This window comes from Virgibacillus senegalensis (genome assembly GCF_000821245.2).
GTDB lineage: Bacteria > Bacillota > Bacilli > Bacillales > Amphibacillaceae > Sediminibacillus > Sediminibacillus senegalensis.
On record NZ_LN611425.1, the window covers coordinates 771,901 to 785,325 of the forward strand.

Below are 13,425 nucleotides of genomic sequence, written 5' to 3' on the forward strand. Positions count from 1 at the left end.
GATCCGGGCAGCCCTTATTGCACGGTGAAACAGGAACAATTTGGTGCGTTTTCCAAAACAAAAAACGAGAGATTTCTCCCTCGTTTTCCATTTATTCTTCTTCTTCGGTCGCTAAAAAGTCTGGATTTATATCTTTGAATTCGTCATCCGATAACTCGTAATCCCAATCATCATCGTCAGCTACATATCCATTTGGATCCACTTTTACGCAAACCTTCGTTTCCCCGATAACTTCCACCAAGAATTCCCGTTCCACTTCCACCAGGATTTTATGGTCGTGACTGGAAATTTTGCATTCTAGACAATTAGGCTGTTGGATAACCTTCGCGAACACTTCNTGGATTCCCGTTCAAAATACTGTTCTAAAAATGCTTCCACTACGGCAAAACGTTGCTCTATTGCTTTTTTGTTCAGTAACGGGCGTTCCAGCCATTTTTTCAGCATTCGCGCTCCCATTGCAGTCACCGTCTGATCCAGCACCCAAAGCAGACTTCCCTGTTTCCCTTTCCGCAGAATCGTCTGGGTCAGTTCTAAGTTACGTTTCGAAAACATGTCTAGGGACATGTATTCTTGTAACTGAATGATCCTAGCCGGCTGCAAATGATCCAAGGAACGCTTTTGGGTATTTTGCAGATAGTTGAGCATTCTTCCGAATCCTTCTAACAGCTGATTGTCCTCCCATATATGTTCCGTCAAACTAGCAAAACTGTTGTCCACACCGCATTCCAGCTGGTAGGATACAGTGATTTGCAATCTTTGCTGTAAATCGGTTTGATAGTTTTCCGGCAGGTCCGGTGACACAACGATTTCTTTTACGGGCTGATTAAACAACTCGCTTAACACCGACTCCCAACCAGATGTCACACGGGCGACGCTTGTTTCCCCCGTTGATAAATCGTTATAGGTAATGACAAACGTTTGACCTGGAAATTCACTGATACTGGCTAAAAAATTGTTTTCTTTTTCTTCCAGCATCGATCCCTCCATCACCGTTCCCGGAGTGATCAACTGTACGACATCTCTTTTCACAACACCCTTTGCCGTTTTAGGGTCTTCTACTTGCTCACAAATGGCGACTTTAAATCCTTTTTCAACCAAGTTTTTTATGTAATTTTCCGCAGAATGGTAAGGAATTCCGCACATTGGTATTCTTTCCTCAGCTCCCCCATCCCTGCTGGTCAAGGTGATTTCAAGCTCCCTGGATGCAGCGAGCGCATCCTCAAAAAACATTTCATAAAAATCTCCTAAACGGAAAAACAAAAAACAATCCTTATATTGAGCTTTTATCTTCAAATATTGCTGTATCATTGGTGTATATGTCGACATATTTCTTCCCCCACAACTACAAAATCTATCTATTATTATATCACAATACACCTTCCCACCTTAACCAGAGGCAGCTGAAAATGATCCGGGCAGCCCTTATTGCACGGTGAAACAGGAACAATTTGGTGCGTTTTCCAAAACAAAAAACGAGAGATTTCTCCCTCGTTTTCCATTTATTCTTCTTCTTCGGTCGCTAAAAAGTCTGGATTTATATCTTTGAATTCGTCATCCGATAACTCGTAATCCCAATCATCATCGTCAGCTACATATCCATTTGGATCCACTTTTACGCAAACCTTCGTTTCCCCGATAACTTCCACCAAGAATTCCCGTTCCACTTCCACCAGGATTTTATGGTCGTGACTGGAAATTTTGCATTCTAGACAATTAGGCTGTTGGATAACCTTCGCGAACACTTCGTAATCGTCATTTAAGGTTTGGTCGTCTTTAACGGACAGCTTTATCAAATCACAATAAGTGATCCGTTCGGTTACAACTTCTGTTTTGGTATTATCGTTGTAGGAATACCAAATATTCACGTCATAACTGCCGTTGATTTCTACTGTTTCTTCACCTTTTTTCCGGGCGTTATATAAGTGGTTAATCACCCAGCAGCCTAGAATACTGGAGGGTCTATGTGAAGGGGTGATCGTGTTGGTATCCTGGATGAATTTCCGGCCTTTTCCGATGACGGCTTTTGTTATGATTTCCCTATATTCCTGATCCAGAAATGACATAAGAACTAAAACCTCCTCTTTTTTCATAGTCAGTTTATGCATGACAATCACCTATAGTGCATCCTTTTTCCGATTGATTCATCGGTGACTGACATGATAGGCTCTACAACATCCTATGCAGACGCCCATTAAAATGTACATAAACCAAAAGAGGAAGTCCCATGCTGTCCCTTCGGGCTTTTTCTTAGTACATTCCTATTCGATAAAATGCTTCCCATTTCAGAAGGATAACCGAACACTTTACCTCATAACAGTACAGTATGAAAAATCCGTAGACCGGTGATAGAAAAACTTCCGATGACCCACCATCGTTTGGTGCTTTGAAAATATTCGGCCTTGAAATGTTTCCATTTCGCCGCAACGAAAAAGGACCATTCCGATTACGGAATAGCCCTTTCCCGATTTAATGGCTGCAAGAAGAGCCATTACCTACTTTGGATCCAGTCTCTCCTGCCAGCAAATCACCGCCTGTTGAACGGATCACTTCATTGGTTACTTCTCTGGCGATAGTATTGGAAACAAGCTGCAAAATGTCGTTGATCACTAATTGAGAATCCTTGAACTCCTGTACAATCGGGATTTCATCGATTTCTTTTTCGATTCTCTCTAATTCTGCCTCTGCTTTCTTTTGGGCTTCTTCTTTTCCGTATGCTTGCAAGTTCACGACTTGCTTTTGCATTGCTTTCAATTTTTTGATCAATATCTGTACCTTTTGATTCTCGTTAAGCTTTGCCTCCAACTGTTTGAAACGATCTATTTCTTCTGTGTTAGCCATCATTTGGGCTAGTTTATTTGCTTCTTCCAACACTTGTTTTTTTGTATATTGAGCCAAATTATTTCACCTCTGCAGTTTCTTCAACCATTTCTCCATCAAGAGACCAGGTTTTCGCATTTGTTATTTTTACCTTGACAATCTTGCCGATTGCAGACTTAGGCGCTTTGAAATTGACCAATTTATTGCGTTCGGTGTATCCTGCCAGCACCTCTGGATTTTTCTTGCTTTCCCCTTCGACAAGCACATCGACGATTTGCCCTTCATACTTCTTCATCGCTTCTGCTGATTGCTTGTTGATCAATTTGTTCAACCGCTGCAGTCGCTCCTTCTTCACTTCCATTGGAATATTGTCTTCCCAGCGTGCTGCTGGCGTGCCTTCCCTCGGAGAGTAAATGAACGTATAGGCACTTTCAAAACCGACTTCTTCCACCAGGCTAAGTGTCTCTTCAAATTGTTCGTCCGTCTCATTCGGGAATCCGACAATGATGTCGGTTGTCAGCGTTGCGTTTGGCATAGCTGTCCGAATTTTATCGACCAATTCAAGATATCTTTCTCTTGTATATCTCCGGGCCATAACTCGCAACACTTCCGAGCTACCGGATTGCACGGGTAGATGGATATGATCGAGAAGGTTGCCGCCCTTTGCCAAAACTTCAATCAACCGGTCATCGAAGTCTCTTGGATGTGAAGTGGTGAAACGTACACGCGGTATGTCGATTTTCCTTATTTCATCCATCAAATCTCCAAGACCATACTCGATATCTGTGAAGTCCTTGCCATAAGCATTGACATTCTGGCCAAGCAGCGTGACTTCCTTGTATCCTTGCGCTGCAAGTTGTCTTACTTCTTGGATGATATCCTCTGGGCGACGGCTTCTTTCTTTTCCACGTGTGTAAGGAACGATACAGTAGGTGCAGAACTTGTCACACCCGTACATGATATTAACCCAGCCCTTAATTTTCCCTTTTCTAACTTTTGGAAGATTTTCGATGATATCTCCCTCTTTTGACCATACTTCGACAACCATTTCCTTGCCGAACATCGCTTCTTTGAGCAATTGCGGAAGTCGGTGGATATTATGCGTGCCGAAGATCATGTCGATGAAAGGATGTTTTTTCAATATCCGATTCACGACCGATTCTTCTTGTGACATACAACCGCATACACCCAAAATCACATCCGGGTTTTCTGTTTTCAATGTTTTTAAATGACCGATTTCGCCAAATACTTTGTTCTCAGCGTTTTCCCGGATTGCGCATGTGTTCAGCAGGATAATATCCGCTTCAGAAGCTTCATCCGTACTTTGATAACCCATATCCGTCAGCAGGCCAGCCATTACTTCGGTATCATGTTCATTCATTTGGCAGCCATAGGTACGAATCAAGAACTTTTTATCTTTACCGATGTTTTGCATATCCTCTGGCACTTGGTAATCATAATGGATCTGGACATCTTCTCTCCGTCGTTTCTTGGCCTTCTTTAAATTCGGAGGTTCGTATGTTGTCTGAAAATATTTTCCGATCAGTTCGTCGGAGTCCATATTTTTTAAACGAGACAGGTTCATCTCCTGTTCGGATTTTATGTCCGCTGGATTCTCCTGATTTATTTGACTCATTTCTTTCCGCTGCTGTTCATTCATTTACAGAAGCTCCTTCCTTGAAAAAACTGATGTTCCGTTTTATGTATTTATCGGAACCCAAGACCTTAAAGGTATCCCCAATTTATTTATTATATCAATTACTAAGGTTAAAAATAAAGAGCTTTTGTACGAAAAAGCAATTACACGAATGGCGAAAAAGCACCTTGGGTTCCTTTTCGCCATCCTAGTCTCATTAATCAATAATCGCTAATTTTTTTCCTGCTTTTTCAAATGCATGCAATGCTTCCTGGAGATCATCACGAGAATGTTCCGCTGTGACAATTGTCCGCACACGCGCTTTACCTTTTTGCACGGTTGGGAAAGCGATGCCTTGCGCAAAAACCCCTTCCTCAAATAACTGATCAGAAAAACGATGGGCTAAAGCATCGTCTCCTACCATTACCGGAGTAATCGGTGTCTCGCTAATACCAATATCGAAACCTAAATCCTTCAATCCGTTCTTGAAGAATTTCGTATTCTCCCATAGTTTATCAATCAGTTCAGGTTCCTCCAGTAATACGTCGATGGAGGCATCACAGGCTGCTGTTACAGCAGGTGGATGGGACGTACTGAATAAGAAAGGTCTGCCTTTATGAATCAAATAATCCTTTAAGGTCTGCGTACTTGCGACATACCCCCCCAAAACGCCAATTGCTTTACTTAACGTTCCGACTTGAATATGCACCCGGCCATCTAAACCGAAATGGTTTACCGTGCCACGGCCATTTTCGCCAAGTACCCCACTAGCATGGGCATCATCGACCATGACTAGTGCATCATACTTTTCGGCCAGCTCGACGATCTCCGGTAACGGGGCAATGTTTCCGTCCATGGAAAATACCCCATCGGTAACAACCAACCTTGTTCGATAATCCTGTGTTTCTTTCAACGCCTGTTCAAGCGACTGCATATCGACATGTTTATATATTTTCCGGCCAGCTTTGGTCAAGCGGATGCCATCAATAATGGAGGCATGGTTAAGTTCATCCGAAATGACCACATCCTCTTGAGTCAATATCGAAGACAGTACTCCTTGATTGGTTGTAAAACCGGACTGAAAAACCAATGCCGCTTCCGTATGCTTAAACGTTGCCAGTTTTTCTTCATATTCCTCATGCATTTTTAAAGTGCCGGCAATCGTACGCACCGANCATGTGTTCAGCAGGATAATATCCGCTTCAGAAGCTTCATCCGTACTTTGATAACCCATATCCGTCAGCAGGCCAGCCATTACTTCGGTATCATGTTCATTCATTTGGCAGCCATAGGTACGAATCAAGAACTTTTTATCTTTACCGATGTTTTGCATATCCTCTGGCACTTGGTAATCATAATGGATCTGGACATCTTCTCTCCGTCGTTTCTTGGCCTTCTTTAAATTCGGAGGTTCGTATGTTGTCTGAAAATATTTTCCGATCAGTTCGTCGGAGTCCATATTTTTTAAACGAGACAGGTTCATCTCCTGTTCGGATTTTATGTCCGCTGGATTCTCCTGATTTATTTGACTCATTTCTTTCCGCTGCTGTTCATTCATTTACAGAAGCTCCTTCCTTGAAAAAACTGATGTTCCGTTTTATGTATTTATCGGAACCCAAGACCTTAAAGGTATCCCCAATTTATTTATTATATCAATTACTAAGGTTAAAAATAAAGAGCTTTTGTACGAAAAAGCAATTACACGAATGGCGAAAAAGCACCTTGGGTTCCTTTTCGCCATCCTAGTCTCATTAATCAATAATCGCTAATTTTTTTCCTGCTTTTTCAAATGCATGCAATGCTTCCTGGAGATCATCACGAGAATGTTCCGCTGTGACAATTGTCCGCACACGCGCTTTACCTTTTTGCACGGTTGGGAAAGCGATGCCTTGCGCAAAAACCCCTTCCTCAAATAACTGATCAGAAAAACGATGGGCTAAAGCATCGTCTCCTACCATTACCGGAGTAATCGGTGTCTCGCTAATACCAATATCGAAACCTAAATCCTTCAATCCGTTCTTGAAGAATTTCGTATTCTCCCATAGTTTATCAATCAGTTCAGGTTCCTCCAGTAATACGTCGATGGAGGCATCACAGGCTGCTGTTACAGCAGGTGGATGGGACGTACTGAATAAGAAAGGTCTGCCTTTATGAATCAAATAATCCTTTAAGGTCTGCGTACTTGCGACATACCCCCCCAAAACGCCAATTGCTTTACTTAACGTTCCGACTTGAATATGCACCCGGCCATCTAAACCGAAATGGTTTACCGTGCCACGGCCATTTTCGCCAAGTACCCCACTAGCATGGGCATCATCGACCATGACTAGTGCATCATACTTTTCGGCCAGCTCGACGATCTCCGGTAACGGGGCAATGTTTCCGTCCATGGAAAATACCCCATCGGTAACAACCAACCTTGTTCGATAATCCTGTGTTTCTTTCAACGCCTGTTCAAGCGACTGCATATCGACATGTTTATATATTTTCCGGCCAGCTTTGGTCAAGCGGATGCCATCAATAATGGAGGCATGGTTAAGTTCATCCGAAATGACCACATCCTCTTGAGTCAATATCGAAGACAGTACTCCTTGATTGGTTGTAAAACCGGACTGAAAAACCAATGCCGCTTCCGTATGCTTAAACGTTGCCAGTTTTTCTTCATATTCCTCATGCATTTTTAAAGTGCCGGCAATCGTACGCACCGATCCGGTACCCACACCATACTTTTCAATCGCTGCCTCAGCGGCTTGCTGCATTCTTGGATGCGAGGTCAATCCCAAATAATTATTGGAAGATAATTGAATGACCTCTTTCCCTTTTATCTTCACTCTAGCCCCCTGGGCCGACTCCAATGGAATCAAGTTACGGAAAGTTCCCTCCGCCTTCATATCCTCCAATTGCTCTTGAAGATATTCAAAACCTTTCAATTAAAACGCCTCCCTGTTATATTATGGGTGTAATACCACTTTACCACACTTACCTGCATTCATAAGGTCAAAGCCCTTTTCAAAATCCTCCAACGGAAAATGATGGGTAATCATAGGACTTAGGTCTACTTGTTTGGAATCAAGCAAGCGGGATACCTGCTGCCAGGTTTCAAACATCTTTCTACCGGTTATTCCTTGCACGGTGATCCCTTTGAAAACGATATCATCCGTAATATCGATTTCAACTGGTTTTGTCGGAAGACTGAGAATAGATACTCTTCCTCCGTTCGTTACCATTTTAAAACCTTGGTTGATCGCAGTCGGATGGCCGCTCATTTCACAAACGACATCCACTCCATGTCCTTGAGTCAGTTCCTTCACCCGATCGACCGGGTTCTCTCTTGAAGAATTGATAATTGTCGTAGCACCCATTTGATTAGCTAAATCAAGACGATAATCATTTAAGTCGAGGGCAATTACTTGAGAAGCTCCAGCTGCTTTCGCTACCCCTACTGCCATAATCCCGATTGGACCACAGCCGATGATAGCGACTGATTTACCGGCGACATCTCCGCTTAACACCGTGTGGACGGCATTCCCCATCGGTTCCTGAACGGACGCGATTTCGACAGGCATATCTTCCGGATTCTTCCACAAGTTATCTTCTGGCAATGCAACATACTCAGCAAAACAACCATCCCGGTCGACACCGATGATTTGTGTGTTTTCACAAATGTGATACTTCCCTGTCAGACATTGAGGACAATGGCCGCAAACAATATGTGTTTCTGCACTGACATAATCCCCTACAGCTACCTTTGTCACTTTATCTCCCGTTTCCACTACTTCTCCTGCAAATTCATGACCGAATACGTACGGTGGCCGGACCCTGCTTTGCGACCATTCGTCCCAGTTATAAATATGGACATCCGTTCCGCAAATAGAGGTTGCCTTTACTTTTATCAACACCTCGCGATCCCCGATAGGCGGGATTGCCACCTGCTGAATTTCTGCTCCTTTATCTTGTCTGCTTTTCACTAAAGCCTTCATTGTTCCATTCACTGTGAACACAACTCCTCGCATGAAGATCCATTATAGATTGATATAATCATATTTTAACATGTTAAAAATATTAATCAATCATCTATGTCCACTTGGAATAGACATTTGAACACAGTCGGCAGCACCTTCTGATTCCTGTTCTATACAGGACGATAATACGGTAATGGAGCACGCTATTCCTAACGGGGAAATTTTTTTATAAAATTTTGGCTAGCGATCTTCCAAACTATATGATTTGGCCATCTATGTAAAAGCTGCTGATAAAAAGGATAATAATCCGACGGATCATAAAGACCTCTTACAAATTCAGTCGTTCCATCAAAATCGGAGCCGAATCCAAGGCAGTCCTCCGCGCCTTCCTCTAAAAAATAAGTAATGTGATGAAGGACATCCAGATAACTTGCCTCCATTTTATCATTCAAAAAATCCGGAACGAACGTGACGCCAATCCAGGCATTCTTTTTAATCAGTTGTTGGATTTGCCGTTTGTCCAAGTTTCGTCTGTGTGATGCCAGGGCGATAGCATTTGAGTGACTGGCCATCGGAAATTCAGCTAAATCGATAGCATCCCAAAAACCCTGGTAGGATAAATGAGAAAGGTCTGTCCATATTTTTTCTTTGTTGAGCAATTGGACTACTTTTCGTCCGAACGAACTCAGACCGGCTCCTCTCGGCTCTTCAATACCGTCGCAAACTGCATTTGCCTGATTCCAAGTAAGTCCAACAGCTTTGACTCCAAGACGTAACAAAGTTTTAAGTTTTTCCAAGTCAGAACCGATTGGGTGGCAACCCTCCAATGTTAGCATCGCACCTTTTTCGTGTTCCTTTAATTCTTCCATATCGCGGTAGGAAGTGATTTGTTTTATATGGTGGTACGGGTTGATGATTTGTTCGTAGAATAAATCGATCATCTTTAATGCTGCTGAGAATTGCGCCTCTTCCGGAACCTCCGGCGGGACAAATATAGCAAAGCACTGCACTTTGACCGGGCTTTTTATCCAATTCTGATAATTCACTTGCAGGTGTTCACTTGATTCGAATGAAAGGTCGTATTTCCACATCTTATATAGAGCATCACAATGGGCATCGTTGATCATTTTATCCTCCTTCCCGTATCTATGAGCTTTAAAGATATATGCTTGCAACGTGCTGAGAATTAGCCGGTTTTCATAAGGATTGTAGATACAATCTGCATATTTATATGCCTTCCTTCATCCTTAGCGGAGTATGTCAAAATAAAGAAAACCCGCTGTTTGGCGAGCCTTTAGTGGACTCAGAAGCGTCGTTCACTCCTATCCACTCGAACCAATTTTCCTTTTCCTCTAATGAAAAACCTGCTTGCTATCGCAAACAGGTAAAGGATTATCTAGGTTCAATTATCAGTTTAATAGCAGTCCGTTCCTCATTATCAATCATTATATCAGTAAAAGCCGGAATACAAATAAGATCAACTCCACTCGGGGCAACAAATCCTCGGGCAATTGCAACCGCTTTTACGGCCTGGTTCAATGCACCAGCACCGATTGCCTGTATCTCTGCAGAACCGCGTTCCCTTAGCACGTTCGCGAGTGCACCTGCTACTGAATTTGGATTTGATTTAGCTGAAACTTTTAATATGTCCATTCCTAGTACCTCCTTCGTTTACTAAAGTTGTTCCACTTTTACTATATTCTTGGAGATGATAGATATTCCCTTTTATTATGAGGTAATTATTCTAAAAATTCAAATAATCATCCAAAATACGGGTGATCATCATTGATTAAAATTCTTTCTACATTTTTCGCCAGCCCACTTTTTTCATCAATATCGACAATAAAACCGTTTAATTGTGTTCTTCCCGTTTTGGTCACTTCAAAACGTACAGGCAGATTGGTAAGAAAACGATTAAGCACCGCTTCTTTATCCGTACCCAGAATGCCATCATAAGGACCGGTCATACCTGCATCCGTTATATAGCCCGTTCCCTTCGGCAAAATCCGATCATCTGCCGTTTGGGTATGTGTATGGGTGCCGACTACTGCACTGACTTTCCCATCAAGATACCAGCCCATCGCCTGTTTTTCGCTGGTAGCTTCCGCATGAAAGTCAACAAATATAAGGTTGGTTCTTTTTCGTGCTTCAGCAATCAATTTATCTGCCTTTCGAAATGGATCGTCTAGTGGTGGTAAAAAGGTTCTTCCCTGTAGATTGATGACAGCCACTTCAGCCTTGTTGCTGCGTACGTATACGATTTCTCTACCTGGTGTCCCTTCCGGAAAGTTTGCGGGCCTTACCATATATTCAGCCTCATCAATAAACTCAAAAATTTCCTTCTTATCCCATGCATGATTCCCCAAAGTGACAGCTTGGGCACCAGCCTCAAGAAATTGTTTGTAGATTTTTTCGGTAATTCCTTTTCCTGCAGCTGCATTTTCACCGTTCACTATGCTGACATGGGGCTGATATTTTTGCTTCAATCGAGGCAAATAATCGCGCACCATTTCTCTCCCAGGAGATCCAACCACGTCGCCAATAAATAATATCCTCATTTGTTTCAACCATCCTATCTTGTTAGTTAGTTTCAGTTTCACATAGATATGCATCCATGTCAAAATAGTTCATACCGCTAATTTTCATGGTTTATGTATACTTTATCCTGCCCGTTTCACAGAAAAACGAACAAAAATAAAGCGGCCGAAAGCCGCTTTATTTTGCATATTCAACTGCACGTGTTTCCCGAATTACCGTTACTTTAATATGGCCCGGGTAGTCCAGTTCGTCTTCTATTTTTTTCCTGATTTCTCTTGCGATTTTCAATGCTTCCAGATCATCAATTTCATCCGGTTTTACCATAATCCTAACTTCACGACCTGCTTGAATGGCGAATGACTTTTCAACGCCATCATATGACTCGGAGATTTCTTCGAGTTTCTCCAATCGCTTGATGTAGTTCTCAAGCGTTTCGCTTCTTGCACCAGGTCTTGCAGCAGATAAAGCATCCGCCGCCGCAACGAGAACAGCAATAACAGATGTCGGTTCTTCGTCCCCATGGTGAGAGGCAATAGAGTTAATGACTACATCATTTTCCTTGTATTTCATAGCCAGTTCTTTACCAATCTCCACGTGACTGCCTTCCACCTCATGGTCGATAGCTTTTCCGATATCGTGAAGTAAACCAGCTCTTTTAGCAAGGGTTTCATCCTCACCCAACTCTGCCGCTAGTAATCCGGACAGGTGCGCGACTTCCGTAGAATGCTTCAACACGTTCTGTCCATAGCTTGTACGATATTTCAAACGGCCGAGAATTTTGATGAGGTCTGGATGCAGTCCGTGTACTCCGATTTCAAAAGTGGTCTGTTCACCGACTTCACGGATGTACTCATCAACTTCTCTTCTGGATTTATCAACCATTTCCTCAATTCTGGCCGGGTGAATCCGTCCATCCTGAACAAGTTTTTCCAAAGCAATTCTAGCCGTTTCTCTTCGAATCGGATCGAAACCGGAAAGAATGACAGCTTCTGGGGTGTCATCAATAATCAGGTCAATCCCTGTTAACGTTTCAAGCGTTCGAATGTTTCGACCTTCACGTCCGATAATCCGGCCCTTCATTTCATCATTCGGCAGGTTGACGACAGAAACTGTGGTTTCTGCCACATGATCTGCGGCACAACGCTGTAAAGCGAGTGATAAAATACTTTTAGCCTTTTTATCTGCTTCTTCTTTCGCACGGTTTTCTGCTTCTTTGATCATGATTGCCGATTCGTGTGTGACTTCTTGCTCGACTCGTTCTAAGATCACTTGTTTCGCCTGGTCAGTAGTGTATCCGGAAATGCGCTCAAGTTCAGCCTGCTGTTCACTTAACATAGCTTCCACTTTGCTTTCCATTTCTTCAATTTGTTGTTGTTTTTCTGTCAGCGTTTGTTCCCTTGTTTCTAACATGAGCTCACGCTTGTCCAGCGTTTCACTTTTTCGGTCCAGATTTTCTTCTTTTTGCATCAGGCGAGTTTCCTGTCTTTGCAGCTCCGCTCTACGCTCTCGGAGCTCCTGGTCCGCCTGCTGACGAAGCTTGTGATTCTCATCTTTCGCTTCAAGAAGCGCCTCTTTTTTAGCTGCATCGGCATTCCGATGACCTTCTTCTACTATTTGCTTTGCCAATTCTTCCGCACTAGAAATCTTTGCCTCAGCAATAGATTTACGAATCAGATAACCAACAACAATACCGACGATAAGGGTAAGCAAAATGGAGATGATTATTAAGGTAACTATTTCCATGAGTTCACCTCCTCTTGCTATAAATTTGTACAATCACTTTTAGTCGGCATGTACAGTGTCTTTCATTAAAAAAATAACTTGTTTACAAAAAAGTGTATAATAATAAGAAGAATTATACATATCAATTTTAATCTTGGAATTTTATATTGTCAAGGAACCGTCAAATTTATGTCATAATCTTTTGTGAACTGGACAAACTATGAAGCTGAGAACGAAATTCAAGTAAGATAACCCCCCAGCCTGTTGGTGACTGGGGGGTTAAGCCTTCTTAAATATCCATATCCAAGGTTGCCTGGTTTTCCGCTTCTTCGGAATCTTCCGGAGCCGCAGTATCCATATTATAGTGGGCACGAATAGAATTGTAAATTTCCATACGAATCCCTTCATTCTCTTTCAAAAACTGCTTCGCATTTTCCCGACCTTGGCCGAGACGTTCCTCGTTATAGGAGTACCAAGCACCGCTTTTTTGTACAATATCCAAGTCTGAACCGATATCAAGCAATTCACCTTCACGTGAAATACCTTCACCGTACATAATGTCTACCTCTGCTTGCTTAAACGGCGGGGCTACCTTGTTTTTCACAACTTTGATTTTTGTTTTGTTTCCAACCATGTCATTTCCTTGTTTCAACGTTTCAGCTCTGCGCACTTCTAATCTGACAGAAGAATAGAATTTCAAAGCACGCCCGCCAGGAGTCGTTTCCGGATTCAGTTTTGTTATCACAAGAG

At 42.5% G+C, this 13,425-nt stretch carries 11 protein-coding genes and 2 pseudogenes; all 13 read right to left on the minus strand.

The genetic code is table 11. The features are described 5' to 3' along the window. Positions 1–91 precede the first annotated feature (91 nt). Positions 92–337 (minus strand): annotated as a pseudogene (gene cotE / locus BN1067_RS14680) (outer spore coat protein CotE); the annotation flags it as partial. Beyond that, positions 334–1,326 (minus strand): annotated as a pseudogene (locus tag BN1067_RS14685) (MutS N-terminal domain-containing protein); the annotation flags it as partial. The pseudogenes cotE (BN1067_RS14680) and BN1067_RS14685, both read right to left, overlap by 4 nt. 173 nt (positions 1,327–1,499) lie before the next feature. Then, a complete protein-coding gene (cotE, locus tag BN1067_RS14690) occupies positions 1,500–2,063 on the minus strand; it encodes an outer spore coat protein CotE (protein ID WP_053219641.1) in 564 nt (187 codons plus the stop codon). A 403-nt stretch (positions 2,064–2,466) separates the two neighbouring features. Further along, positions 2,467–2,895 carry a RicAFT regulatory complex protein RicA family protein gene (locus tag BN1067_RS14695; RefSeq protein WP_053219589.1) on the minus strand — a complete coding sequence of 143 codons (429 nt, stop codon included), beginning with the start codon at positions 2,893–2,895 and terminating at the stop codon, positions 2,467–2,469. 1 nt (position 2,896) lies between these two features. Beyond that, the gene (miaB, locus tag BN1067_RS14700; protein WP_053219590.1) at positions 2,897–4,477 is read right to left on the minus strand and encodes a tRNA (N6-isopentenyl adenosine(37)-C2)-methylthiotransferase MiaB; all 1,581 of its coding nucleotides are present in this window, start codon (positions 4,475–4,477) and stop codon (positions 2,897–2,899) included. Between the two features lie 193 nt (positions 4,478–4,670). Next, a complete protein-coding gene (locus BN1067_RS14705) occupies positions 4,671–5,786 on the minus strand; it encodes a BioF/Kbl family PLP-dependent acyltransferase (protein ID WP_110943614.1) in 1,116 nt (371 codons plus the stop codon). Positions 5,787–6,204: 418 nt separating this feature from the next. Continuing rightward, the gene (locus BN1067_RS14710; RefSeq protein WP_053219591.1) at positions 6,205–7,383 is read right to left on the minus strand and encodes a glycine C-acetyltransferase; all 1,179 of its coding nucleotides are present in this window, start codon (positions 7,381–7,383) and stop codon (positions 6,205–6,207) included. Positions 7,384–7,404: 21 nt separating this feature from the next. Beyond that, the gene (gene tdh, locus BN1067_RS14715; protein ID WP_199868536.1) at positions 7,405–8,445 is read right to left on the minus strand and encodes an L-threonine 3-dehydrogenase; all 1,041 of its coding nucleotides are present in this window, start codon (positions 8,443–8,445) and stop codon (positions 7,405–7,407) included. Positions 8,446–8,624: 179 nt separating this feature from the next. Further along, entirely contained in the window at positions 8,625–9,542 is a 918-nt protein-coding gene (locus BN1067_RS14720) for a dipeptidase (protein WP_053219593.1), read from the minus strand. Between the two features lie 265 nt (positions 9,543–9,807). Beyond that, positions 9,808–10,068, minus strand: a complete 261-nt coding sequence (locus BN1067_RS14725) for a stage V sporulation protein S (protein ID WP_026570294.1) — start codon at positions 10,066–10,068, stop codon at positions 9,808–9,810. Between the two features lie 107 nt (positions 10,069–10,175). After that, a complete protein-coding gene (locus BN1067_RS14730; protein ID WP_053219594.1) occupies positions 10,176–10,973 on the minus strand; it encodes a TIGR00282 family metallophosphoesterase in 798 nt (265 codons plus the stop codon). A gap of 157 nt (positions 10,974–11,130) precedes the next feature. Next, positions 11,131–12,696 carry a ribonuclease Y gene (rny, locus tag BN1067_RS14735; protein WP_053219595.1) on the minus strand — a complete coding sequence of 522 codons (1,566 nt, stop codon included), beginning with the start codon at positions 12,694–12,696 and terminating at the stop codon, positions 11,131–11,133. Between the two features lie 268 nt (positions 12,697–12,964). Beyond that, positions 12,965–13,420, minus strand: coding sequence for a recombinase RecA family protein (locus tag BN1067_RS14740; RefSeq protein ID WP_407701373.1), 456 nt, complete (start codon positions 13,418–13,420; stop codon positions 12,965–12,967). Between the last annotated feature and the right edge of the window lie 5 nt (positions 13,421–13,425).

Excerpts from the sequence above, each read along its gene's own strand:
- cotE (WP_053219641.1), bottom strand. The coding sequence starts at position 2,063 with ATGTCATTTCTGGATCAGGAATATAGGGAAATCATAACAAAAGCCGTC.
- miaB (WP_053219590.1), bottom strand. The coding sequence starts at position 4,477 with ATGAATGAACAGCAGCGGAAAGAAATGAGTCAAATAAATCAGGAGAAT.
- BN1067_RS14720 (WP_053219593.1), bottom strand. The coding sequence starts at position 9,542 with ATGATCAACGATGCCCATTGTGATGCTCTATATAAGATGTGGAAATAC.
- BN1067_RS14725 (WP_026570294.1), bottom strand. The coding sequence starts at position 10,068 with ATGGACATATTAAAAGTTTCAGCTAAATCAAATCCAAATTCAGTAGCA.
- BN1067_RS14730 (WP_053219594.1), bottom strand. The coding sequence starts at position 10,973 with ATGAGGATATTATTTATTGGCGACGTGGTTGGATCTCCTGGGAGAGAA.
- rny (WP_053219595.1), bottom strand. The coding sequence starts at position 12,696 with ATGGAAATAGTTACCTTAATAATCATCTCCATTTTGCTTACCCTTATC.